Source organism: Spirosoma profusum, assembly GCF_014699005.1.
Lineage (GTDB): Bacteria > Bacteroidota > Bacteroidia > Cytophagales > Spirosomataceae > Spirosoma > Spirosoma profusum.
In genome coordinates, this window is sequence record NZ_JACWZY010000001.1 from 342,168 (window position 1) to 368,900 (window position 26,733).

The 26,733-nt window shown below is 47.4% G+C and carries 14 protein-coding genes; 3 read left to right on the plus strand and 11 right to left on the minus strand.

Going from position 1 to position 26,733, the window contains the following annotated elements; all coding sequences use genetic code 11:
* Positions 1 to 94 precede the first annotated feature (94 nt).
* Positions 95 to 2,503 (minus strand): ABC transporter permease, encoded by a 2,409-nt coding sequence (locus IC229_RS01175; protein ID WP_190885086.1) that lies wholly within the window; start codon positions 2,501 to 2,503, stop codon positions 95 to 97.
* Positions 2,504 to 2,624: 121 nt separating this feature from the next.
* Positions 2,625 to 5,048, minus strand: a complete 2,424-nt coding sequence (locus tag IC229_RS01180) for an ABC transporter permease (protein WP_190885087.1) — start codon at positions 5,046 to 5,048, stop codon at positions 2,625 to 2,627.
* Between the two features lie 42 nt (positions 5,049 to 5,090).
* Here IC229_RS01180 and IC229_RS01185 point away from each other — a divergent pair, with 42 nt between their 5' ends.
* Positions 5,091 to 5,561 carry a Uma2 family endonuclease gene (locus IC229_RS01185; protein ID WP_190885088.1) on the plus strand — a complete coding sequence of 157 codons (471 nt, stop codon included), beginning with the start codon at positions 5,091 to 5,093 and terminating at the stop codon, positions 5,559 to 5,561.
* A 115-nt stretch (positions 5,562 to 5,676) separates the two neighbouring features.
* Here the strand turns inward: IC229_RS01185 and IC229_RS01190 are convergent, their stop codons facing one another.
* From IC229_RS01190 to IC229_RS01205, 4 genes are all read right to left on the minus strand, one after another.
* A complete protein-coding gene (locus IC229_RS01190) occupies positions 5,677 to 8,109 on the minus strand; it encodes an ABC transporter permease (RefSeq protein WP_190885089.1) in 2,433 nt (810 codons plus the stop codon).
* 116 nt (positions 8,110 to 8,225) lie between these two features.
* Positions 8,226 to 10,691: an ABC transporter permease gene (locus tag IC229_RS01195; protein ID WP_190885090.1), complete on the minus strand. Its 2,466-nt coding sequence runs from the start codon at positions 10,689 to 10,691 to the stop codon at positions 8,226 to 8,228.
* A 101-nt stretch (positions 10,692 to 10,792) separates the two neighbouring features.
* Complete coding sequence (locus tag IC229_RS01200; protein WP_190885091.1) at positions 10,793 to 13,198, minus strand: ABC transporter permease; 2,406 nt, start codon at positions 13,196 to 13,198, stop codon at positions 10,793 to 10,795.
* A 257-nt stretch (positions 13,199 to 13,455) separates the two neighbouring features.
* Complete coding sequence (locus tag IC229_RS01205) at positions 13,456 to 14,172, minus strand: DUF5020 family protein (protein WP_190885092.1); 717 nt, start codon at positions 14,170 to 14,172, stop codon at positions 13,456 to 13,458.
* 125 nt (positions 14,173 to 14,297) lie between these two features.
* Here IC229_RS01205 and IC229_RS01210 point away from each other — a divergent pair, with 125 nt between their 5' ends.
* Positions 14,298 to 15,251 carry a hypothetical protein gene (locus tag IC229_RS01210; protein WP_190885093.1) on the plus strand — a complete coding sequence of 318 codons (954 nt, stop codon included), beginning with the start codon at positions 14,298 to 14,300 and terminating at the stop codon, positions 15,249 to 15,251.
* 220 nt (positions 15,252 to 15,471) lie between these two features.
* Here IC229_RS01210 and IC229_RS01215 read toward each other — a convergent pair whose 3' ends face one another.
* Both IC229_RS01215 and IC229_RS01220 read right to left on the minus strand, forming a co-directional pair.
* On the minus strand, positions 15,472 to 16,011 hold the full coding sequence (locus tag IC229_RS01215; protein ID WP_190885094.1) for a hypothetical protein: 540 nt from the start codon (positions 16,009 to 16,011) through the stop codon (positions 15,472 to 15,474).
* Positions 16,012 to 16,200: 189 nt separating this feature from the next.
* Complete coding sequence (locus IC229_RS01220; RefSeq protein ID WP_223833797.1) at positions 16,201 to 18,645, minus strand: ABC transporter permease; 2,445 nt, start codon at positions 18,643 to 18,645, stop codon at positions 16,201 to 16,203.
* 12 nt (positions 18,646 to 18,657) lie between these two features.
* Between IC229_RS01220 and IC229_RS01225 the strand changes: the two genes are divergently transcribed.
* Entirely contained in the window at positions 18,658 to 19,104 is a 447-nt protein-coding gene (locus tag IC229_RS01225) for a hypothetical protein (RefSeq protein WP_190885095.1), read from the plus strand.
* 97 nt (positions 19,105 to 19,201) lie between these two features.
* On the opposite strand, the gene IC229_RS01230 is transcribed toward IC229_RS01225, so the two are convergent.
* The 3 genes from IC229_RS01230 to IC229_RS01240 form a co-directional block, all read right to left on the minus strand.
* Positions 19,202 to 21,622 carry an ABC transporter permease gene (locus IC229_RS01230; RefSeq protein ID WP_190885096.1) on the minus strand — a complete coding sequence of 807 codons (2,421 nt, stop codon included), beginning with the start codon at positions 21,620 to 21,622 and terminating at the stop codon, positions 19,202 to 19,204.
* Between the two features lie 204 nt (positions 21,623 to 21,826).
* Positions 21,827 to 24,262: an ABC transporter permease gene (locus IC229_RS01235; protein WP_190885097.1), complete on the minus strand. Its 2,436-nt coding sequence runs from the start codon at positions 24,260 to 24,262 to the stop codon at positions 21,827 to 21,829.
* A gap of 23 nt (positions 24,263 to 24,285) precedes the next feature.
* On the minus strand, positions 24,286 to 26,712 hold the full coding sequence (locus IC229_RS01240; protein ID WP_190885098.1) for an ABC transporter permease: 2,427 nt from the start codon (positions 26,710 to 26,712) through the stop codon (positions 24,286 to 24,288).
* Between the last annotated feature and the right edge of the window lie 21 nt (positions 26,713 to 26,733).

Sequence of the window (26,733 nt, forward strand, 5' to 3'; positions counted from 1 at the left end):
AGAGACAAGGCATGCCTTATCTCCTGACCGGATGGTTTTCATTGCCTTGGTTTATTGCTGACGCACAGGAGACAAGAGATGTCTTGTCTCTACATTATTCGGAACGTAACGATTTAACCGGATTCATCAACGCAGCTTTGATACTTTGGAAACTCACCGTAAGTAGGGCAATACTCAATACAGTTAGACCAACCAAACCGAAAATCCAGCCAGTAAGCTCTATTCGATATACAAACGTATCGAGCCAGAAACGAGCAGCATACCAGCCGATAGGCGCACCAATCACGAAAGCTAATGCAATCAGTTTTAGGAAATTGACAGATAGTGCTTGAGTAACCTCCAGTAAACTGGCGCCCAGTACTTTCCGAATGCCGATTTCCTTAATTCGCTGTTCGATGGTTAAGGAAACCAGACCGAATAAACCTAACCCGGCGATCAGAATGGCCAGCAACGTAGCATAGGTAATGAGCTGTTTCCAACGGGCGTCGTCGGCGTAATCCTCTAAACGGTCGTCTTCCATAAAATGATAGGAAAACGGTTGGTAGGGAATCAATCGTTTAAAGGTGCGCTCAATCGTTTGTAGCCCTGTTTGCGCCTGGCTGGGCGTTAGTTTGACGTATAACTGATTCATTTGCTCGGGCTTGCCAAGCTGAAACAAAACAGGCTCCGGTTTGTCGCGTAGCGAGCGGTACTGATAGTCGCGAACTACGCCAACTATGGTTAGATCAGAGCGAGTATTGTCATCCGTTTGCCGTTGAATGATCTGTCCGACAGCCGATCGATTCGCTGCCAGAAATTGCCTGGCAAACGTTTCATTGACCAGAATGTTGGATACACTATCTGTAGGATTAGCAGCACTTAGTCCTCTGCCCTCCAGAATAGGAATATTTACAAAGTTTAGATATTGGTCGTCAATCCACTCATTTCCTGATTTGACCGGTTTATTATGAACGTAATACGTACCGGCCCGATGCCCCCCCGACTTTCGGGCAACCGACTCAATACCGATTTGTTGCCGGAGCGTCTGCTTTACCAATTCGCCCTGTTGTTCACGGCCCCAGGGGACGTAGACTCGTACACGGTTGGCGCGTTCGTATCCCACATTTGCCGTTTGAATGTACTCGAATTGTTCATGCAGCACGACCGCTCCAATCATTAGAATGATAGCAATTGAGAACTGAAACACAAGCAGGCCCTTTCCTATTTGATTACTTCCGGCTAATCGAAGGCGACTGGATAGAACCTGCGTAGGGTTAAAACGAGATAGCACTCGTGCAGGATAAAAACCTGCCAGTAAGGTAACCAGTACGACTAAGCCAGTAAATAAACCAAGAGTTTGCGGATTAGTGAGATACGTTATTTCTAATATTTTATTGGTTAGAGATGAAAACTTAGGAAGTAGGAGATAGACCAATCCGATTGCTGGAATTAAAGCTAATAGTGTGAGTAGAAACGTTTCGCTCACAAACTGCCCGATGAGTTGCCAACGGGTGCTGCCCGTTACTTTACGAACACCGATCTCTTTCGTTCGACGTAACGACCGGGCCAGTGTCAGGTTAACAAAGTTTATACTGGCGAGCAACAGAATCAGCCCGGCAATACCACTCAGTATGTACGAGTACACTGACGATGAACCACGTTGCAGTCCATTGCCCATGTCGTAACGGGCATCAAGATGCATAGCCGTAAACGGTTGCAGATGATACGTCAGGGTAAATGAGTTATGTTCTTTACGAAGTTGAGAGAGTTGCTGGCTGGCATATTTTTCAAACACCGTTGCCAGTTTTCGTTCCGACCTAGCGAGATTGGCGTCGGGACGTAGTAGCAAAAATGTATTCAGAAATCCATCCGACCAGTCCTGCTCGTGCCAGTCTTTGCGGTCGGGTGGGAGCGAGGCTACAAAAGGACGTAGTACGTCGAATCGAATGCTTGAGTTGACGGGTGGCGTTTTAACAACACCAGTTATACGATACTTTTCGAAACTACCTCCTGCGTCGATAGTCAGAAGCTGATTTAATACGTCTGTTGTAGCAAAATAATTACGGGCCATCTCTTCGGTAATAACAACGCTCCTTGGATCGTTCAGGAGAGTATTAGGATTGCCAGCCAGTAACTCGAAACTAAACAGGCGTAAAAAGGAAGGATCGACATACATCACCTGCTTATACGCTACGTCTTCTTTCTGGCGAATCAGCATCTCATAACCTTGTACCCGGCAAAATTCAGTTACTTCTGGCAACTCAGCCGCAAAGGCTGGCCCCTGAGGAAGACCCGTTGCGCTTGTTAAGACCTCGTTGCCATCCGGAGTGATTGTGTTCAATACGACCCGATACAGTTGATCACGTCTCGTATGAAAGCGGTCATACGAAACCTCATCCTGCACAAAAAGCAGAATAAACATGACTGCGGCCAGGCCAGCACTCAGACCAACGATGTTGATCGTACTGATTGCGCGATTACGAATCAGGTTTCGCCAGGTGATTTTTAGATAGTTGGTTAGCATAAGCTTTTGTAGAGACAGGGCATGCCCTGTCTCATGACCGGATGGTTGTTGACCTTGATGGTATTAATGATACGTTATTATTGCTGACGCCAATTAGACAGGGCATGCCCTGTCTCTACAATTATTCAGAACGTAGTGACTTCACCGGATTCATCAACGCAGCTTTGATACTTTGGAAACTCACTGTCAGTAGGGCAATACCGACAGCTAACAGAGCCGCCAGAACAAACATCCACCATTGGATATCGATTTTATAGGCAAATTCCCGCAACCACCGGCTCATGACGTACCATGCAACCGGACTCGCCAGAACAATGGCGATGGCCACCAGCCGGAGAAAATCTTTGGAGAGCAACGTAACGATACTACCGACCGAGGCACCCAGTACCTTGCGAACGCCGATTTCTTTGGTACGTTGTTCGGCCGTGAACGTAGCAAGCCCAAACAAACCCAGACAGGCCACAAAAATCGTCAGCCCCGCAAATAGTCCCAGAATACGGCCAGTCTTTTGCTCGGCCAGATACGTATCGTTGAACCGTTTGTCGAGGAACGAATACATAAAGGGTGCATCCGTGGTAAGTTTTTTCCATTCTTTCTCCAGGGACGTCAGCAGACCAGACATATCTGTAGTTTTCGCCTTGATAATCACTGCTCCAGAGTTCTGACCGAGCGTCATCACCAGCGGAGAAATCGACTCGTGCAGCGACCGGAAATGGAAATCTTTCACAACGCCAATAACTTTGTATGTTTTCCTTGTTCCTTCATTCTCGGCATGACCAATGGGTTTGCCAATGGCATTATTCTGCCAACCAAGCGTTCGGGCGGCTGTTTCGTTGATTATCGCACTCGACGAATCGGTGCTATATTCTTTAGAAAAATTTCGTCCAAGCGCCATCTGCATCCCTAAAGTCGGGATGTAGTCGTAATCAACATTGTACCGAATTCCCTTCACAAACTGTGTCGGATTGCTTTCCGGATACATCATGTAATTGTTGTTATAGCTTGGCCCCGCTGGCAGATATCCCGACATACTGACGTTCACCACACGAGTATCCTGCATAATCTGGTTGCGGAAAACCTCTTCATTTTTGGCCAGTTGCCACGTATCGGGCAATACCAAAACCTGTTCTTTGGAATAGCCCAACTTCTTGTTTTGAATGTAATTCAACTGCTGATAAACAACGGTAGTCCCAACCATCAGGATGATGGAAATGAAAAACTGAACCACAACCAGACCACTACGTAGTCCGATACTTTTCCGATCGCCCGTAAATTTGGCGCCTTTCAATACGGCGATTGGCTTGAACGAAGACAGGAAAAAAGCGGGGTAACTTCCGGCCAGAATACCCACGAATACGCCCAGCAAAAGCAGACTCGGTACTATCCAGATACTATCGCCAAGATTCAGCGTCAGCGCCTTACCAGACAGTTCATTGAAGAGGGGTAACGCCATATAAACAAAGCCAATCGCCAGCACCAGCGCAATCATTGTCAGGAGTAACGATTCGATCAGAAACTGATTGGTCAGGCTTTGCCGTACTGAACCCATTACTTTGCGAATACCAACTTCCTTAGCCCGTTTCGAAGCTCCGGCCGTGCTGAGATTCATAAAATTGATGCAGGCAATCAGCAGCATAAACAGCGCAATAGCTCCAAAGATGTACACGTACTGAATATCACCATTAGCTTCCAGTTCGCCCGTCAGATTTGAGTTGAGATGTATATCAGTTAAGGGTTGTATTACAAAACCAACGTCGTTCCCTTTTTGCCGGAACTGAGCCATACTCATACCAAACGCCTGTTGCAGTTGAGGTCCCATGTACTTGCTGGTCATCTGCGAGAGTTTGGCTTCCAGTTGTTTTGGATTGTAGCCCTTGGCCAGAACCAGATACGTATAGTAAGACGATGTCATCCACGAAGGTGATTTCGCATCCGAAACGCCCGCCATCGACAGAAACATGTCGAAATGAAAGTGGGAATTGACGGGCACTTTGTCGATGACACCGGTTACTTTAAAGAGCGCGTTCCAGCTTTTAATCGTGATAAACTTGCCGATGGGATTTTCATTACCGAAATATTTCCGCGCCATTGCCTGCGTAATAACGGCCGCATTGGGTTGAATCAACGCCGTTTTGGCATCGCCCTGAATAAATGGCAATGTGAATACCTGAAAGAAATTGGAATCGACTTGAGCCAGTTGATCATCCCGGAACGTTTTATCCCCAACTGTAATACTTGGCGATCCGGCAGTACGAATTCGTGTTGCCGCTTCGACTTCCGGATAATCTGCCTTCATTGTCTGCGCAACGGGCGGCATGACAATCGCTTCATTAATCTCTCCACCATTCATGACGGCGTGAAACACAACACGTACCATCCGATTGGCTTTCTCATTGTATCGGTCGTAGCTCAGTTCGTCGAGCAGAAACAGGCTGATGAGCAGACACGTAGCAAGTCCGAGGGCCAGCCCGACGATGTTAATGGCCGAAAAAGCCTTATTACGTAGCAGATTCCGCCAGGCGATTTTTATGTAGTTTGTCAGCATAATACACCGTTTTTGTATCTTTATTGAAAACTTCGTTGCGCTATGGGGACTCTAATTGAGCTTGCCTCCGACTTTGAAGACGAAAAAATGTCGAGCCTTAATCGTTCAGCATTACAGAGTCAATTTGCCTATTTATTGATGCTGGCTTATCGAACTCAGTACAGTATTCTCACCGAACTTGATTTCAATTTTGCATCTGGTAAAACTCGCCCCGACCTAGCTATCATGCCGAAACGTCGGGCCAATTGGTTAGCTGATGAAATTATTGTGCAGGACGTACCGCTTACCACCATCGAAATTCTTTCTCCCGAGCAAAGCCTGAACAGCCTGACCGACCGCATCTATAAAAAGCACTTTCCAGCAGGTGTAAAATCAGTATGGTTAGTTGTGCCAACTGTACAAACCGTTTCTATTCTGCTCCCCGACCGTCAACAACTCAACTTCTCATCAGGAATTGTCGCCGACCCAATAACAGGCATTCAGCTTAACCTAAACGAAATCTTCGAGGGCTAATATGAATCTGTCAGATGTAGAGACAAGGCATGCCTTGTCTCCTGTGCGTCAGCAATATCAGCCAGTAAATAAAACCATCCGGTCATGAGACAAGGCATGCCTTGTCTCTACGTAATTATTCCGAACGTAACGATTTCACTGGATTCACCAGCGCGGCTTTGATGCTCTGAAAACTCACCGTTAGTAGGGCAATAACAATAGCCAGTAGACCGGCCAGCGCAAACACCCACCATTCAATTCCTATTCTATATTGAAAATCCTGTAACCAGGACTGCATTAAGTACCAGGCAATTGGGGAGGCAATGAGAATAGCCACAACAACCAGCTTCAGGAAGTCTTTTGACAGCAGTGAAACAATACTGACGACCGATGCCCCTAGCACCTTGCGAACGCCAATCTCTTTGGTACGGGCTTCGGCTGTGAAAGCGGCTAATCCAAACAGACCCAGACAGGCAATAAAGATGGTCAGACCAGCGAATACCTGATAAAGCAGGCCCATCTGGCGTTCGGCTTTATAATAATTGTTGATGCTTTCGTCGTAGAATTTACCGTTAAAAGCTACTTCCGGAAATGTTTTCTCGTAGACCGACTTAATCCGGTCAACGGTTTGTGGCAAATTCTTCGACTGGATTTTGATACCTCCATCCCAGTAAAATTTATCGGCAATCGTAATTAGCATTGGATTGATCGCTTCCTTGGCCGATTGCGTATGGAAATCTTTCACAACTCCAACAATCGAAGTAGGTTCCGAGCCGCCCACACGAAGTTTCTTACCAATTACAGATTCTGGATTTTTGATGTTTAACTTTTTGAGTAGCGTCTCATTCACTACTAACTTGTTGATTGTATCATTGACGGCATAAGGTCCGCCAGCCAGAAACTTCATTCCATACGTAGTGAAATAATCACCATCCGCGTACTTCATCGAAATTTCGAAATCTTCTTCTTTCGAGAGGTTGGTGAATGCAAAACTACTTCGCCAGTTATTTTCAGAAGAAGGGTGATCAGACGAAAATGACACGGCTTTTACCTCCGGCAAACGTAACAGCTCATTGCGGAACGTATTATATCGTGTACGATACTCAGTATCCATGTTGAGCGTAAATACGCCTTCTTTTTCAAATCCAAGGTTAAGCCGACTCACATAATTCATCTGCCGCAGATTGATAACCGTACTGATTATCAGTACGAGCGCGGTAGCAAATTGAAATACAATCAGTCCCTGACGTAGTGAGACGCCCCGCATCCAGCCTTTCGACAAACTCTTGCGAAATACCTCCAGGGGTGAAAATGACGACAGAATTAACGATGGATATGCGCCCGAAAGCAGCGTGAGCACCAACAACAATCCGATCAGGTAAAGGCCTATGGCTGGTGTAAAATACAGTGATGGGTCGGTTGGTATGTCAAATACTTGTTCAATTAATGGGAGTGCCCAGTACGCCAGCATGACGCCCAGACTAACCGACGCCAGCACTACCAGAAACGTTTCGATCAGAAACTGGAACACCAGCTGCCATTTCTGGCTTCCCAGCACTTTCCGAACACCCACTTCTTTGGCTCGTCGGGTAGCCAGCGCCGAATAAATATTGATAAAATTGATGCAGGCCATCAACAGAATCAGAATGCCAACTACCGCAATATTCTGAATACGTTGTTTGGGTACTGTTTTGCTGGTGAAATTGGACAGGCGATCATCATAGTGCATATCGGCCAGCGGACTTAGAAAATGCGTTTTTCGGTCGTTGGATTTCCGATTCTCGTAATGTTTGTTGGCGAATTTATCGAGCAGGACATTAGCCGAAGCCACCGAAAATTTTTCCGGCATCAGCACAAAAATCTGGTCATTGCTGCTCGTGCTGCCCCAGTTGTTGAAGTCGCCAAAACCAAACAGATCCGGTCGGGCGCGTTTGGAGGCATAAGAAATCACCAGATTTGTCGGGAAATCAGTGGGCTTCGGAGCGTCTTCCAATACGCCGACCACCTGCATGGTCGTCTGGTTATTGATACGTATATATTTCCCGATAGCCTGCTGATAATCATTGAAATATTTCTCCGCGTAAGTCTTCGATAAAACCACTACGTTTGGGCGGCTCAATACGTCGGGCCGACCAAGAATCCAGTGGAAATCGAAAAGGTTGAAAAAGTCCGGTTCAACCAGAAGCCCTTCATTTCGCTCGATAAACTTTGAATTTGAATTGGTCGCTTTGGAATCACTCCCCAAAACCGTAACCTGCGGATCGAGTGTACCATAAACGGGCACAACTTTTTCAAACTGTAGGATATCGGTTTTTAGGGCTGCGGCAACCGGAAGCGCACTGCCCGGCGTGAAACTTTCGTTGCCGTTCGGATAAATATCGTGGCGTGCTACCCGATAAATCCGGTCGTAATGCGTATGGAACGTATCGAAACTCAGTTCATAACGTACCACCAGAAACAATAACAGCGCAGCCGCTACGCCCACACTCAGCCCCAACGTATTAAGCAACGTAAAGGCGCGTTTGCGGACCAGATTCCGCCAGGCGATTTTGATATAGTTAAGAAGCATAATCGTTGCTTAAATTTGTAGAGACAAGGCATGCCTTGTCTCCTGTGCGTCAGCAATATCAGCCAGTAAATGAAACCATTCGGTCATGAGACAAGGCATGCCTTGTCTCTACGTAATTATTCACTACGCAAACTCTTCACCGGGTTCATCAGCGCGGCTTTGATACTTTGGAAACTCACCGTAATAAACGCAATGCCCAGCGCCAATAATCCAGCCACTACGAATATCCACCACGGAATATCAATCTTGTAGGCGAAATTCTGCAACCATTTGTCCATCGCATACCACGCCACCGGCGAAGCGATCAGGATGGCGATAACGACCAGCGTCAGAAAATCCTTGGAAAGCAGCAGGACGATGTTCGTAACGGATGCGCCAAGCACTTTGCGAACCCCAATTTCTTTGGTACGTTGCTGAGCCGCAAAAGCCGCCAGACCAAATAAACCGAGGCACGAAATCAGAATCGAGATAGCTGTAAAATAGCTTACAATACGTGATGTGCGGGCTTCGGCTTCGTAATTCTTCTGAAAATCTTCGTTCAGAAAGGTGTACTGAAAAGGCTCGTCGGGACGTAGCGCTTTCCATTTTGCTTCCATAAAACTCAGTACGTTCGCCATATTAGACGTATTGACGTGCGCAATAATGTAATTGTATTCGGGCTGGCTGTTCAGTAGGAACGTAAACGGCTCGATGGTTTGATGAAGGTTCTCATAGTGGAAATCCTTAAGAACGCCCACAATCTCGAAATGGTGAGTTTCGCCCTGCCAATCGAAATTCAGTTTTTGCCCAACGGCTTTATTCAGCGGAATCTGAAATTTACGTAGCGTCGCTTCGTTCACCACGAGCCGGTTGGCCGTATCGCCCGGAAACTGGCGGGAGAACATCCGCCCCGTAGCCAGTTTAAACCCCATTGTTTGCAGGTAATCATAATCGACCCGATTCGTTTTGACACTTTGGCCGTTCAGCGCCGTTTGTTCAGGTTTGTACAAAAGAAAATCAGTCGCATTATTTATGCCTGGATAGTACTGGGTTCCGGCTGCGCCAACTACCTGACTATTTTGCAGAATTTCGTTTCGATAGGCTGTATAAATTTCGTGAGCCTCCCGGCTACTTAGCGGAATAGCAATCTGTTGATCCTGCATAAATCCAAGCGATGTGTTTCGCAGGAAACTCATTTGTTCCTGAATCACGAACGTAGCAAGTACCAAGCCCACCGAAATCACGAACTGAAACACCACCAGTCCACGACGTAACGCGACCGCCGATAACGTATTATTGAACTTACCTTTCAACACCTGCGCCGGATTGAACAACGACAGATAAAAAGCCGGGTAGCTTCCAGCCAGTATACCTGTCAGCAGCGCCAGGCCAATAAACGTAGCTAAAATACGTGGCTCGAATAATTCAAATATGTTTAATGACTTAGCTGTCAGTTGATTGAATACGGATAAGGATGCTAAAACCAGCCCCATCGCAATGACCAGCGCCAGTAAGGACAAGACAATCGATTCGCCCAGAAACTGCCCAATGAGCGAGCCACGTTCAGCGCCCATCACTTTCCGAACCCCAACTTCAGCCGCCCGTTTCGCTGAGCGGGCCGTGGATAGGTTCATGAAATTTATACAGGCAATCAGCAACGTAAACAGCGCAATCGAGGCAAGAATGTACAGATACGTAGTGGTGTTGGTGGGTGTAACGATGGTATTTATTTCGTCGAAAAGATGCAGCTCGGGCACCCGGACAAGAAACAGTTTTTTGTCGAAACCCACCGCTTTCAGATCATTGCTGGCGTACTTCTCCATAAAGGCTGGAAACTTTTGCCGCAACTTGCCTGCATCTGCACCGGAACGTAGTTTCAGGTACGTAACGAACATATTGTTGCAGCAGAAATCCAGTTTACCCTCACGCAGAAAATTGCCGACCCAGCCTGACGACATTGGTAAAAAGAACTTGGCATCGATGTGTGAACGAGCACTTTCGTCACGGTAAACGCCCGTTACTTTAAATTCTTCGCCGTTGCCGGTTGTGCCGCTGATACGTATCAGTTTGTTCAGCGCCGACGTAGTACCAAATAGTTTGCGGGCAATTTCTTCCGATAATACTACCGAATTGCGGTCGGCTAAAGCAGTACGTGAATTTCCTTCTGTGAACTGATACGAAAACAGGTCAAAAAAGGTAGAATCGACCTGGTATCCTTTGGTTTCGTAGAATGATTTGATGGCTTTGCCTCCTTCCCGAACCTGGAGCAGTGCTTTATCGTCGATTAGATTGATCCATAATCGGGACACCTGCTCAATTTCCGGGAACTCGGATTTCAGGGCAAACGCATAGGGAGCCGATGCGGTGGCGTTCTTTTCGCTGCCTGCCCCTTTATTACCCCTCCCAATAATGGTTTCCTGGCCTAACAGGTACAGTCGATCAGCATACTGATGGTGTTTATCGAACGACAATTCGCTACGTATATAAAGCAACAGTAGCATGCAGCAGGTCATGCCAACCGACAAACCGAAAATATTAATGGCTGAGAACGATTTGCTACGTAGCAGATTCCTAACAGCGATTTTGAGATAGTTAAGAAGCATGGAAGTTTGATTATGTAGAGACAGGGCATGCCCTGCTCCTGACCGGATGGTTATATTATATTGCTGACGCGTTCGAGACAGGGCATGCCCTGTCTCTAGAATTATTCGCTTCGTAAACTCTTAATTGGATTCGTAAGCGCGGCTTTCACGCTTTGGAAACTTACTGTTAACAGAGCAATCAGGACCGTCAGACCGCCCGCCAGCACGAATACCCACCAATGAATGTCGGTGCGGTAGGCGAAATCGTTCAGCCAGTTGTGCATGGCGTACCAGGCAACGGGCGAGGCAATAACCAGCGCGACCAGCACAAGTTTCATGAAATCTTTAGAGAAAAGCGCCACCAGACTGATTTCCGATGCACCAAGGACTTTCCGAATGCCAATCTCTTTGGTACGTTGCTCGGCCATGAACATCGACAAACCGAACAGCCCCAGACACGAAATCAGAATGGCAATACCGGCGAAAACACTGAATAGCGTTTGCTGCGTCTGCTCGCGGGCGTAGAGCCGACCAAAACGTTCATCCAGAAACTGGTAGTCGAAAGGACGACCTGGGAAAAAGCGTTTCCAAACCGATTCTACGTTTTTCACCGCCGTCGGTACGTCGCCTTTTAGCGGAATCGACAGCCAGTTGAAATCTTCCGTCGACATGACCATGGCCAGAGCCGCCATTTGCTGGTGCAGCGATTCGAAGTGAAAGTCTTTCGTTACGCCAATAATCTGCCCTTTGGCCCGGCCATACTGGAAGGGTTTGCCAATGGCCTGCTCGGGTGTCCAGCCCAACTGACGTACCGCCGTTTCGTTCAGCACAACCATCGATGTATCAGTCGAATAATTGCGGGAAAAGTTACGACCAGCGGCCATTTGGATTTGATACGCCGGAATGAAATCGTAATCGACACGTAGCCCGCGCAGGTTGATTTTTACGGGAGCCATCGTATCGCCTTTCATCGCCATCGCCCCCTGCGAATCGAGTAGCCGACCAGATGGTATCCGCGACGAGCGACCTACGTCACGTACTGAACCGGTTTGTATCAATTGCTCTTTCAGCGTCTCATGATTCGTTGTCGAATCGCTCACATCGTAGATAATCAGCACCTGATCTTTAGCGTAGCCCAGTCGATAATCCTGAATGTATTTCATCTGATTATATACAATGGCGGTGCTGATAATGAGTGCAATAGCAATAGCAAATTGCGTCACCACCAATACCTGCCGCAGTTTACCGCTACGTAGGTTCGATGCGATCTGCCCTTTTAATACGCCCAATGGCCGGAACGATGTCAGGAAGAAAGCCGGATAACTACCTGCTACTAACCCCGTTAGCAACGTAATACTGAGCAGGATGGTAAGAAAAACCGGATCGAGTAATTGATGAAGCGCCAGCTTCTTATTCGTGAAATCGTTAAGCGCTGGCAGTCCGAGTACCACCAGCAGTATGGCTATTACCAGTGCGAAAACGACTAGTACAAACGACTCACTCAAAAACTGACTAATGAGCTGGGTGCGCAAAGCCCCTACAACTTTGCGCATTCCCACCTCTTTGGCTCGCCCCGCTGACCGGGCCGTTGCCAGATTCATGTAATTGATGCAGGCAATCAGCAAAATGAACAAGCCGATGGCCGAAAAGAGATAAATATAACTGATGTCGCCAGTAGGTTCTACCTCCGAATCCGTGTGGGAGTAAAGGTGAATATCTGCTACGTTTTGCAAGTTCAGCACCGACCAGGTCGACGGCTTTGAGCCGTCTCCGGCGGGTATATGTTTGTTCTGAAAGGCTGGGAAAGCCGCTTCGATACGTTTCGGGTCGATGCCGGGCTTCAGCAGCATATACGTATTGAATGAGTTATTACCCCAGTTGGTACGTAGCTGTTCGGCTCCGTAAATGCGGTTGTCGTTGAACGTACTGAACGAAACCAGAAAGTTGGGGTGAAAGTGTGCCTGGTTCGGCAAGGGTTCAAAAACGCCCGTTACGGTCAGGTCGAACTGGTCGTTAATCCGAACTATTTTCCCCATCGGATTTTCCTTACCGAAATATTTCTCAGCCATAGGCCGGGAAAACATAATCGAAAATGGATTGACCAGCGCATAATTCGGATTACCGCTAGTAAGCTTAAAATCAAAGACTTTGAATAGATTAGCTTCCGCAAAAAAAACTTCGTCTTCATTGAAGGAATGCTCTCCATACCGAATCAGCCCACCGTTGTCGATAGTTCGCACCACTTCTTCTGCTTCCGGAAAATCCTGCTTGATCAACGGCCCAAACGGCGGTGCGGCTTGCGCTAACTTCAGCGAGGCTGTTCCTTCCGATGAGAGAAAAGTTCGGGTAACCCGATAAATACGGTCGGCTTTGGTGTTATAGCGGTCGTAGCTGAGTTCGTCTTTAACGTAGAGCGCAATGAGCAGGAAACACGCCAGCCCAACGGCAACGCCTACAATGTTAATGAAGCTGAACGCTTTGTGTTTCCGCAGATTGCGAAAGGCGATGAGCAGATAATTTCGTAGCATAACAACTTGAAGCAGGGTTCCCTGCTAACTGCCCAAATGCCGTACCAGAAAATTAACTAACTGATTATCAGTAACTATTTTGATGTTTATTAACCCCTGTTGTCCGCAAACGGACGTAAATCGGACGGTTACGGACATGAGTTTTTATGCAGAGATGCCCAGAGGAACACAGAGATACGCGGAGGATATATAGAAATTTTCTCTTCGTATCTCTGTGTTCCTCTGGGCATCTCTGCGTAAAAACCTCCTTTACCCTTTTAAAACTGATTCTTCAGTGCCAACGTAGGATAAACCTGCACCTGATTGGCGTTGGTCAGGACGTGGTAGAATAGATTTATTCGGGTGCCAACCGAAACTGTTTTCCCCACTTTGACCCAGCACTGCGGATCACCGAAAAAGGCTATTTTCTTGCCGTTCAGGTCTTTCGTGAATTCATTACCCTGATTGCGGTTTTCACTCCAAGCCACCAGACTTCCCGCGATCATAATCCGGTAATTGAAAAATCCCCGCCCGAAGTAAAATGTAAGCTGTGGATCGTAACTGGGTTTCGGAAAGGCATTATAGCGATAAACCAGACTTGTGCTGAACCAGGCACCCCGCCATTGCCACGGATACGCTATGCCAGCACCAAACGTATTGGTCAGGTAATAGCCATAGAAAGGGGGTGCAACACCCAGCCCACCACTATAGGTTAAAGCCAGATATACTTTTGGTTTCCAGAAGCGTATGTTTTTTGACAGCTGCAAAAAAAGCTGCCCAACATTATTATTTTCGCCCGAGAAGTCGGTTTGCATTTTCAGCAGAAATGATCCCGTTGAATCGTTGCTTTTGAAATATTCGTACGACAGCGACGCGAAATTTCTTCGATTCAGACTGGGATCGATGGAATGCCTGAAATCGTAATGAAACTGGAGTTGTTGGGCCTGAACGGGCCAGTAAATAAGGCAAATTATTGCCGGCAGTAGGATTTTCATGGACGGCGTTTTTTTAGCAAAACTTCGTCGTAGAGCGTAAAACAGGCGGAATTCGGGCGGAAACGTAACGGAATTATAAATACCGGCCAGCGATTGGCGTTAAGGCTAGACAGAACCCTCAGTCTATGGATGATTTTGACCGGCGAACCTTTACCAGTCTGATGAATGCGGTGGTGATGAAATGTTTCGGCCACCCGCTAGAGAGTCCATTGTCGGAGCCGGAAAGCAAACACCTGAGCAACATAATTGAAGAACGAACTGGCCTGGTTATCGGCTGGCGTAGCTTAAAAAACTATGCTACGTTCGTACTTAATCCAATAGCAGAAAAGCAGGAAAATCCGTCAACTGCTACGTTCGATACGTTGTCCCGCTACGTATTCGACGCTCCTGCTACGTCGGAAGCCGATCGAAAAAAGACGGGCGAACATTTTCCGTATTGGTTTCGCTACCGCGACCAAAATCTTGTTTCGCCTAAGCACGAGCGTGCTACGTCTCAGTCGGCAAAGAATGACACAGTTTGGTACGTAGTGGCTTTGGTCGTAATCGGAATGGTTCTCGGTTTTTTGTTTCTACAACAGACCAATCTGGAACAAATTCAGGACGATTTTCGAGCTGTAGATGAGGCTTCTTTGACACGTAACGGCTGGTTTCTGAAAGATAAAAATGCTACGTATTGGGATAAGCGGGGACAAAATGCTGGTTTTCTGACCTTATTTACCCTTCAAGGCGACAACTGGCCAAAAGCTGGCGAAACGCCCCGTGTCCAGAATTTACTGCTACGTCCTATTCAATCGGAATGCTTCCGTACGGAGGTGCATTTCAATAATTTTGTTCCGGGCGGTAATTGGCAGCAGGCGGGCATTCTATTGCTGGAAGATACCCTGTTTACCCGGAAAAGTATTCGGCTGTCGCTCGCCTACAACAACTTTTTCGGTGGTCTGAAGCAGCCGGCCGAAATTCTGATTCAGGCAACGGCATCTTACGGAAAAGGCGACCGAAATCTGGAAGAATTCATTCATCAACATTTGTTTCGAATTGGCAACGTCAACGACCAACGTATCGCCGTGACTAATCTGTAGAACGTAGCGTTCAGAATCGAAAAGCAAGGACAGAAATTTCGCGTTTTATACTCCGCCAGCCCTGTCGATAATTTCTCGTTTAAGGAAGTTACTACGTATACATTTGGCATGACTCCCAACTATATTGGCCTGTTTGCGCTGAAGGGCTACGTCGATTCAACGGCGATAATGCCGGTTACGGTTAAGTACTTTCGTCTGGATGGGCAACGCTGTGAATGAGCTATTTATCCGGCAATAAAGCAATGTCCATAACCTTTCGATAAAAATCAGCGAACTGTTCGGCGCTGTACGTTGACCGCATCGCGCACAATACGTCGAACGCGCCCAGATGCACCCATTCCCACAGCATCGTACCAAAATTATAGGCATACAGTTGCTTTCCCACTTCATCCCGAATCGACGTAATGATTTCTTCCGTCAGGCCGTACGTAGCGAGCCAGGAAACAATGCGCTGATGCGTTACGTCGGTGTATTCGGTATCCAGAAAAGGCTCCAGCAGCCCATCCCAAACATCATCCCGCCTGACGATGGGAATCTGGTTGGCCTCTGCAAACAGAACTAAATCATCTTTGTGTTTGGCTGAAATAAAAATCAGTTCATTGTTTACACGTATTGCTGGAGGGGCGGCCGATACGTCGATATTCATTACGTCCGTAGCAATAAATCGATCCTGCCGACAGGCGATGGACGGCTTGAAGGGGTAAGAGGGAATGATAAGGCTAGTCCCTTCGATTAGAATATCAGGTATGGAAATGAGCATCTGAATTGCACCGGCAACCCGGCGGGATTTAACAGAGTTAAAGATTGGCAGGATTTTGTTTTCTGAACCGGGGTTATAAGATCGAAAGAATTCACAAGACGAAGCGCTTCGAAGAAGCGAAAAACAAAATCCTGCCAATCCTTAACTCTGTTAAATCCCGCCGGTTGCCGGTGCAATTCAGACGGCAGCTCAATCCTGGTTCAGACTTTTCACCGGATTCACCAGCGCGGCCTTAACACTCTGATAGCTAACAGTTAGTAAAGCGATTCCAATAGCCAGCAGACTCGCCAGCACAAACACCCACCAGGGAATGCTGATGCGATACGCGAAGTCCTGAAGCCACTGATTCATAAAATACCAGGCAAGTGGACTGGCTAGAATGATAGCGATCAGTACTAGCTTCAAAAAATCTTTCGAAAGTAACGTAACGATGCTGGAGACTGATGCTCCCAATACTTTACGTATGCCAATTTCTTTGGTGCGCTGAGTAACAATAAATGATACGAGTCCATATAAGCCAAGGCAGCAAATCAGAATAGCGATGCCCGTAAATGTATTGACCAGCCGGAACAGCAGATTTTCATTTTCGTAGAATTGCGCCAGTTGATCGTCCAGATACGTGTATTCGAACACGTCGTTTGGGTATAATTTCTGCCAGACTTGCCGGATATATTGAAGCGTTTTGGCAGGATTCTTTCCAGATACCCGAATGCCCGCCTGCTTAAACGATGGCGAATGGCTCGCGATGAAACAGGGGCCAATTTCTTCGTGTAACGAACGTTGGTGAAAATCTTTCACTACGCCAACAATCGGTAACAGAACCGGCGATAAATAGTACTGAATCTTTAGCCCGATTGCCTGCTTTGGGGCGCGAATGTTCAGTTTCTTCAGAAAAGTTTCGTTGATCAGGTATTCCCGGATCGTATCGCTGGCAATGATGTTACGTCCGGCAATAAGTTGTAAACCATAGGTTTGCAGGTAATCTTCATCGCCGATACGTTCCCGGAGCGAGTATTTTTCCCAGTCACCACGTCCTTCTACTTTTACCGAACCGCCGTACAGAGACTGATTCGAGGGAGGTCGTTGACTCGCACTCACCGATTTAATGTCAGGATACTGCATTAACTCGTTTTTGAGCGCTTCGCGTTGGCTCTTCTGCGATGTCGGCAGATTCACCATAATGACATTGTCTTTGTTAAAGCCCAATTCGGCTTCGCGCAGATAGCGAACCTGCGAGGCTACGACCAATGCACCGACAATCAATGTCTGACAAACTACAAACTGCACCACAATCAGCGAATGACGTAGCGAAAAACTCCCCCGACGACTCACCGAAAGTTTACCAGTCAAAGCCGCCCACGGACTAAAACCCGATAACACAACCGCTGGATAAACACCTGCCAGCACAATTCCCACGCCGTTGAGCAAGGCAATAAAACCAATCGTCACTACGTCCAGACATAGCGATAGATAGGTAGATAACCACGTATTGAGCAGGGGTAACGTAACGATAGCCAGCAGAATGGCAAGGCCAGATGCAGTGAGTACAATGAGGGACGTTTCGAGCAGAAACTGCCGAACCAATTGCCCACGGCTACTACCCAGCGTTTTACGGATGCCTACTTCTTTACTTCGACGTATCGCCTGAGCAGTGGCCAGATTGACGAAATTGATGCAGGCCGTGAGCACCAGAAAGAGACCAATAAGCCCCAACGACCAGAGTAATGATGGTCGAATTGAGCCACCGACAACCCGTTTTACGTCGAAATGAACATCGGCTAACGGTTGAATATGAAACTTATAGTATTTGGCCAGCTCGCCATAATGCTTCCTGGCGAGGGCAGGCAGGGCTGCATCCATACCAACGACTGATTGCGGATGTTTGAGTGTAATGAACAGGCGATCAGAACTGTTCAGGTTGCTCCACTCATTCAGGTCGTAGGTAGGGTCGAGTTGAGGCAGAGTAGCGATTGAAATGAATAAATTGATATCGGTATCGGTCGTTTTGGGCGGATCAGCTAGCAGACCCGTCACTTTTGCGCTGACCGTATGATTCAGTTGAAGCGTCCGACCAATGGGGTCGCTGTCACCGAAATACTTCTTTGCCCACGATTCGGTAAGCACAACGCTGGCTGGTTCGCGAAGTGCCGTTTTCGGATTACCCCGTAGCCATTTGTAATCAAAAATGTCAAATAATTCAGGCTCTACCAGGGCTGTACTTCTGTGTTCCAGAAACCGCAGGAGCTGTTGTGAACCATTAGCCGTTACGTTCTGCGGCACCGGTGCACCGACTTCTACGGTTAACTCACGATTCATTTTCAGGTAGGCCGCCTGTTCCACTTGTGGGTAATCGGTACGTAATGCTTTCGCCATCGGGAGTGGCGCTTCAGGAAAGTATTGTACCGAACCATCGTCGAGGTGTAAATTAACCACGGCACGGAAAATTCGGTCGAATTTGGCGTGGTGTCGGTCGGTGCTGAGGTGGTAACGAATAAACAAAAAAATGAGCAGTCCGCCGGCCATTCCGACGGTTAGTCCTGTTACGTTGAGAAGCGTATAAACTCGCTGTGAGCGAAGATTTCGGAAGGCCGTTTTGTAATACGAACGTAGCATGATTTCTAGTAAATTTGCCAAAATCGAAAAAGTATGTACTTCCCTTCTACTGTAGAGCCATCATTGATTGCTGAAGATCTAGGCGTATGGGCTCCCATTGACCATCAACGTGTTATCTCCTTGTTGACCATCGGTTTAGGGGTTTTATATCATCGCGAAAAGACGATTTCACTAGAGCCGCTACCTGAAACGATGCTCGATGAAGGTAAGGCAAGTCAGGTTCCCGATTTATCCCTGCGAGACAACCAAGCGTTTCAAACGCCCATCATTATTGAAGTCTGTCATACAAATGGCTTAAAGGGCGATCTGCATAAACTGATTCGGTTGATTGATGAAGATATATATGGCATTCGCGAAGGTTTTATCTACGACTACCGAACATTCCAATGGCTCCGGTACCGCTTCGGTGACGGTGGATTAACGACCGAATCATCATTCTCCGAAATTCTGCAACTCGATCTTAATCAATTTCTCGTCTGAATCGGGATTGAGCAGATTTAGGGATTTACTGGATTTTGCTTTTAATTCAGCGCTTCGAAGAAGCGAAAAACAAAATCCAGTAAATCCCTAAATCTGCTCAATCCTGGTTCAGACTTTGCACCGGATTGGCCAGCGCGGCCCGGATGGCCTGCGTACTCACAACGAAGCCAGTCAGCAAGGCTAATACCAGCGCGACTACCGCAAATGGCGTCCACGAAAGCGTTGTCCGATAAGCGAAATGCGTTAACCAGTTTTGCAGCAGATAGTAGGCAAGTGGCCCGGCAATGACATTGGCGATAAGCAGAATCAGCACAAATTCTTTCAGGAATAAGTTGACAATACCGGCTGTCGAAGCGCCTAACGTTTTGCGAATCCCAATCTCTTTGGTACGGCGTGTTACGTTCAGCGATACTAGACCAAGCACGCCCAGCAGCACAATCACCAGTGCCAATACTGTAGCCAGTCGAGCCGCTTTTTGAAGCTGAATTTCGGTCTGGTACAATTTCTGGAGCGTATCATCCATAAACGAATACTCGAACGGGGCTTCCGGAAACAGCCGCGACCACTCCTTATTGATAGCGGTTACGGTTTCAGGTAAATTGCCCGAAGAAGCTAGTTTAAACGTGACATAGCGATAAATAGGATTAGCCCTTGTATGCAGAAAAATGAGCGGACCGATTGTTTCGTGTAAAGAGCCAAAGTGAAAATTCTTTAATACGCCATCCACCCTGTAGGCTCGATTACTACCCTGAAATCGAACCGTTTGTCCAAGTGCTTTGGCGGGGTCATTCCAGCCTAGGGCCTTTACTGCCGATTCGTTCAGAACCACCCGCGTCGAATCATAGCCACCGCCATCGGCGTGGAAAAACTTACCTTCCTGCATATGAAGTCCATAAGTCTGTGCAAAGCGCTCGTCCGTAGTCATGACCATTGCAACGGATGCGCTGCTACTGTCGCGCCCTTGCTGAAAGATTCGACCACTACCACTGGTTTTGCCGTCTGGAATTTCAAATGAATAACTGACATCGCTCACACCTGGAATACGGGCCAATTGATTACGGATACCTTCCATACGTAGCACGCCCGCTGGCGACCAATCGCGCGGGACCGAAGCCACCGTCATGATCTGACTTTTTTGATAGCCAAGATCTTTTGTGAAAAAATAAGATACCTGTCGACTAATGACCACAGCGCCCACAAACACGAGAATCGCGACCGTAAACTGAAAGACAATCAACGCCCGACGGAAGCCTATTCCCTTCTGCACCGATGGCGTTAGTTTACCTTTTAGAGACTCAACCGAGGGCAATCTTGACAGTATAAAAGCCGGATAACCGCCCGCCAGTAAGCCAATACACAAAATCAAGCCGAGCAACCCGAAGTAAGCTGCCGCCGACCACGTACTAAGCGACGGAATCGGTCGTTCCAGTACGTTGGCGAATAGCGGTCGGAACAGCTCATGGAAACCTAGCGCCAGCAACGTAGCAACTGTAGACAACAGAAGACTTTCGGCCAGAAACTGGCCAATGAGTTGCTTTTTGAGCCCGCCCAGCACCTTTCTGACGCCAATTTCGCGGAGTCGGGTTGCCGACATACCAATAGTGATGTTTACAAAATTGACAACTGCCATCAGCAGAATAAACAGTCCGATGAGCGTCAGCGTCAACACCATTTTCTCGACCAGTCCATTTTGAGCTTTTAAGTAATACGTTGTCAGCGGACTTAAGTAGGCATGCAAATTTTCTTTAAAACCAGGTGGCGCATACGTAGCAAGTACCTGCTCAATTGGCTTGGTGAGCTGGTCGGCTTTGACTCCCGGTTGGAGTTCCAGGTAGTTAGGAATGTATTGGTTTTGCCATGAATTTATGCTGGCAAGCGGTGAAAAATAACCAACGTCACGCATTGGAATGAACATATGGTCGCGATTAGGCAACAGATCGGTTACACTATTTTTAGGAGGATTGTCCAGTACGCCGGTTATCGTGAACAACTGCTTGCCGCCGATGGGTGTCTGGACAGTTAATTGTTGACGTAGCACATCGGTTCGCCCGAAGAATTTCTGCGCCATTTCCGACGTAATGACAATAGAGTTTGGGGCCAGCATCGCCGTTTTGGGATCGCCGTACAGCAAAGGAAAGCCAAACATCGAAAGCAGCGTCGAATCACCAATTTCGATCCCTTCCCGAAAGTGCTTCTGGTCTTTAGAGACGATGGCTGTTACCCCATAAAATCGGTAATAATTAGCGACCAGATTTGGATATAACTGCTTGAGTGTAGGCCCAATAAGCCCCAACGTAGTGATGTCCATCCCCATCGTTTCTTCCTTCCATCGACTCTGGACTAAGTACTGCCGATCGGCGTGACGTAGCGTTTTGTTAACGGCCAGTTCGCCCTGAATGTAGTTGCCGATGAGTAGGAGAAATGTAATACCAACCGTTAGGCCGAACAACGTAACAAGGGCGTAAAACTTTCGACGTAGCAGATTTCGAATGGCGATTTTAACGTAATTCCGAAGCATAGGATAACCGTTTAGCGATACGTTCGTTTGTCGCCGTGAAGGTATTTACGTTTGTTCTATGAGTTGATTTTTAGTACGTTAAAAGATGTTAAGGGACAAGGGTTGTAATGCAGAGATGCACGGAAGAGTACAGAGATTCACAGAGGTATTCTATTATTTTCTCTGCGAATCTCTGTACTCTTCCGTGCATCTCTGCATCACAACCTATTCGGAACGTAGTGATTTCACTGGATTCATGAGCGCGGCCCGGATGCTCTGAAAACTGACTGTGAACAGGGCAATGCCAACTGCCAACAGTCCTGCCAGTACGAATACCCACCATTCGATGTCGATCTTATAAGCAAAATCGGTTAGCCAGTTGTTCATCGCCCACCAGGCAATGGGAGAGGCAATAATAATGGCAATGAAAACCAGCTTCAGGAAATCTCTGGAAAGTAACGTAACGATGCTGGCCACACTGGCTCCCAATACCTTACGAACGCCGATCTCTTTGGTACGTTGCTGCGCGCTGAACGTAGCAAGGCCGAACAAACCCAGACAGGCAATGAAAATGGCAAGGGCTGAAAAGATACTGAACAACAAGCCATACTGTTTGTCGGACTGGTATTGTTTGCCATAAAATTCATCAAGAAAGAAGTAATCCAGCGATGATTCTGGAAAGGTATTTTCCCAGATAGTAGATACCTGACTTAGTAGGTTTTGCGGATCATCGGTACGGAATTTAATGGAATAATATTCTATCGGAATCCAGCCGAATTTTGGGTCCATAAACAGAATAATGGGCGTAAACGGTTGATGGAGTGAGCGTTGGTGATAATCTTTGATGACGCCAATAATTTCGTTAGCTCGATCGGGTGTAGTTTCCAGCGCGATTTTCTGCCCAATCGCCTGCTCGGGCGACGTAAAGCCAAGCTGCTTGACAGCCGATTCATTGAGAACCAATGCTGTAGAATCGGAAGGGCGAGTTTTATCAAATGCGCGTCCGGCCAGTAGTTGCAGTCCATAAGTCGGCATGAAATCAAAATCGACGGTTAACATTTCGAAAAGTCGGTTGCTGGCGTCCGGGGCTTCAAACCGCCGATTAGCCAGAAATTGCCCAACCTCTTCGCCGGGAATCGCTCCCGAACCGGTTACGTTCGATACGTTGGCCAGCGTCCTAACCTGCTTTTTGAAAAGCTCTACCCGCTCAGCATGATTAGGCGAATTGACAGGCGCTTTGATAGCAATAACCTGATCGGTCAAAACGCCTGGCCGCTGATTCATCATATAGGCCGTTTGTCGGTATACCACCAACGTACTGATAATCAAAATGACAGAGATTACAAACTGAATCACTACCAACCCTTGACGTACCGTTCGTTCCGATCCCGAAAACAGAAATCGGCCTTTCAGCACCGACACTGGCGAAATCCGAAGCAGTGAAAAAGCGGGATATAGGCCTGTAACCAAAATACCGACGCTCCATAGCAGGAACATGCCGAATAGCATAATCGGATCTGTCCAGACAGCCTGTGCCGAATGCAGATGTAGCGACTCGGGAAGTACCTGAGTAGAAAGCAAAAGCAACGGTACGGCTACCACTAACGCTAGCGTATGTAACAGCATCGACTCAATCACAAACTGTGTCAATAACATCCTGCGCGACGAGCCAATCATGCGCCGTACGCCCGCTTCTTTCGCCCGGTAAAGCACCCGCGCTGTTGTCAAATTGCTGTAATTGAACCAGCTAATCAGCAAAATAACAAGCGCAATAATCGACAGAAACCGCACCACCATTCGGTTGCCTTTTGCTTCAATTTCGTTGGGTGTGGCCGGGTTGAGGTGAAGGTTGTGGAGCGGAATAAGTTTAATCCCCCACGTAACATCTTTCATGGCCTGCTCAGTTTTGTGCTGCTCGGCAAGGGCTGGAAATTTGGCTTCTACCCGACTGGGGTCGGTATGCGGTTTTAGTTGCACGAACGTATAACTCGCGTGCTGATACCAGAAATTCCAGAACTTGGACGTAGCGGATTTTCCCGAAATCAGCATGTCGAACTGCATGGTCGAGTTGACAGGTAAATCGGCAAAAATGCCCGTTACTTGATACGTCTGGGTTTTGTATAACGTACTGATTTCGAGTGTTTTTCCTAGCGGATTCTGCGTGCCGAAATATTTCTTTGCTGTTGCTTCTGACAAAACAACTGTGTTCGGTTCATTCAGAAACGTTTTTCGGTCGCCCTGCCGAACGGGGTAATCGAAGAAGGTAAAGAAATTGGAATCGACCAGGCAAACGTGCGGTTCCCGAAACTTCTGGTTTTCGTAACGTACCACTCGCTCGGAGTTACGCCAGAAAATCCGGGTAAAGCTTTCCACCTCCGGAAAGTTCGCTTTCATGGCTGGCGCATAGCCGTTTGTACTCGTTGCCCAGTGTTCACTTTTATGGCCCGCTCCGTAAAACAGGCTTTCAACCCGATAGATGGGTTTATCGCCTGCTACGTTCCTGTCAACCGCGATCCGGTCATAACTCTGTTCAAATCGAACGTATTGAATCAGCAGTCCGCAGGTGGCCATTCCCAGAGCGAGGCCAGTGATATTGAGCAGACTATACAGGCGTTGCTGACGTATCGTTCGCCAGGCGATTTTGATGTAGTTTTTTAGCATAGGGGTAAAAATCCCGGTTCAGATTATTCGCTACGTAGTGATTTTATCGGATTCATCAACGCGGCTTTGATGCTCTGAAAACTCACGGTCGCTAACGCAATTCCTATTGCCAGTAGACCCGCGAGGGCGAACATCCACCACTCAATCTCAATTTTATAGGCGAAATCGGCCAGCCACTGGTTCATCATATACCAGGCGATGGGTGTGGCAATGAGAATGGCAATCAGTACCAGTTTCAGAAAATCTTTCGAGAGCAAACCAATCAAGTTGGGAATCGATGCGCCCAGCACTTTACGGATACCGATTTCTTTGGTACGTTGCTCGGCCATAAACGCAGCCAATCCAAATAAACCCAGGCAGGCAATCAGAATCGCCAATACCGCAAATGTCAGCGCAATGGTACCGATACGTTGTTCAGCTCGATATAATTGATTGAAGCTATCGTCCATAAATTGATAGCTGAAGGCCTGACCAGGTGCAACCTGCCGCCATTTCGCTTCAATTTGTTTGATGAGTGCGGGCAAATCGTTGCTACTCAGCCGGAATGAAGCGGCTCCCGAATTGGAGTCGAGAAACATCGATAAAGCGCCAATGTTACGTCGGAGCGACTCGAAATGAAAATTCTTAACGACCCCAACCACGGTAAACGTTTTGCGTTCTTTTAGTTGAGCATCATTATAACGCCAGACGCGCTTGCCAATAGGGTTTTTAAACCCAAATACCTGCACGGCCGCTTCATTCAGAATAATACCCGACGAATCTGAGCCAAAATTCCTTGAAAAATCGCGACCCTGGACGAGTTTCATTCCCATTGTCTTGACATAGTTATGATCGACCGCCCAGCTCTGCATACTAACGCCTTTGTTCATATCTGACTGACCTTCAGCAAAGAACGAATTATCACTACGATTAGAGGGCGTCGGTAAGTAACCTGAGATGCTACCATTCACAACGCCCGGCAGTTTCAGAACTTCCTGCCGAAAACTTTCGGCCTGATTACCAATGCTATATACGCCATAAATGGTGAGCATTTTGTCGCGGTTGAAACCCAGACTTTTGCTCTGGATATAGGTGATCTGCCGGTAGACAATGATGGTACCGACAATCAGAATTACCGACATCATAAACTGAAAAACGACCAGGCCACTACGTAGTCCAGCGCTTCGAAAACTTACGTTGACTTTGCCTTTCAGCACCGTAATTGGCTGAAATGATGATAGAAACAGAGCCGGATAACTACCTGCCAATAAGCCAACGACGATCGGTAACAAAATTAAAAGGGGCACGTAATAGGGCGATGCTAATTGGCTAATTGACAGCTCTTTAGCTGCAATCGAATTGAAGCCCGGAAGAGCCAAACCAACCATAAACAGGGCCAGCAACATTGCCAGTATGGTTGTCAGCACCGACTCCGTCATAAATTGCCCGATCAGTTGCTGACGTTCCGATCCCATTACTTTCCGGACGCCTACTTCGCGCGCCCGATTGGCCGAGCGAGCTGTTGCCAGATTCATGAAGTTGATGCAGGCAATCAGTAGAATAAACAGAGCCACCGCCGAGAAAATATAGACGTACTGAATATCGCCATTCGGTGCCAGTTCGACCTGTTGTTTGGAATGTAAGTGAATGTCTGTCAGTGGAATAAGCCAAAACCCAATGCTATTCCCTGCCTTACGAAACTGATCCATAGATGAACCGATAAATTGCAACGCCTGCGGGCCAACGTATTTCTCAATAACTGTATCGAAGTTTTTGGCAAATGCCTGTGCGTCCGTTCCGGGTTTCATCAGAATATACGTATGGTGATTATTGCTGAGCCACTGCCCCCAGGTATAATCATCGTTCAGCATACTCAGAAAGAAATTGCTCTGAAAATGCGCATTCTTCGGCATATCACGCATTACCCCCGTGACTTTAAACGTTCGCCTATCGTTGAATACCAGCGTCTTGCCCATTGGGTTTTGATTGCCAAAGTGCCGTTTCGCAGCCGATTCGCTGATGACTACAGAATTGGGTTCGGCCAGTGCCCGTTTGGAATCGCCGGATACGAGCGGCAACGTAAAGACCTCAAACAGCGTCGAGTCAGCAAAGGTAATGTTGTCTTCACGCAGATTTGTCGGCTCACCCGTCCGTTTTACGGACCAGGTTCCCTCCTGATGTAGACGCGCAAACTGCTCTACCTGTGGATAATCTTTCTTGAGAGTTGGGCCGATGGGGTCGGGCGAAACAGCGAAGTGCATATCGTTTCCGCCAAACTTGATGTCTGACTGTACTCGGTAAATCCGGTCGGCCTTTTCGTTGTAACGGTCAAAACTAAGTTCATCCAGTACGTAAAGCATGATGAGCATGCAGCAGGCTAGACCCGTAGCCAGCCCAAAAATGTTGATAAAGGTGAATCCCTTCTGTTTCCGAAGTGTCCGCCAGGCGATTTTGAGATAATTAAGTAGCATAGTATTGAGGATTGATGTAGA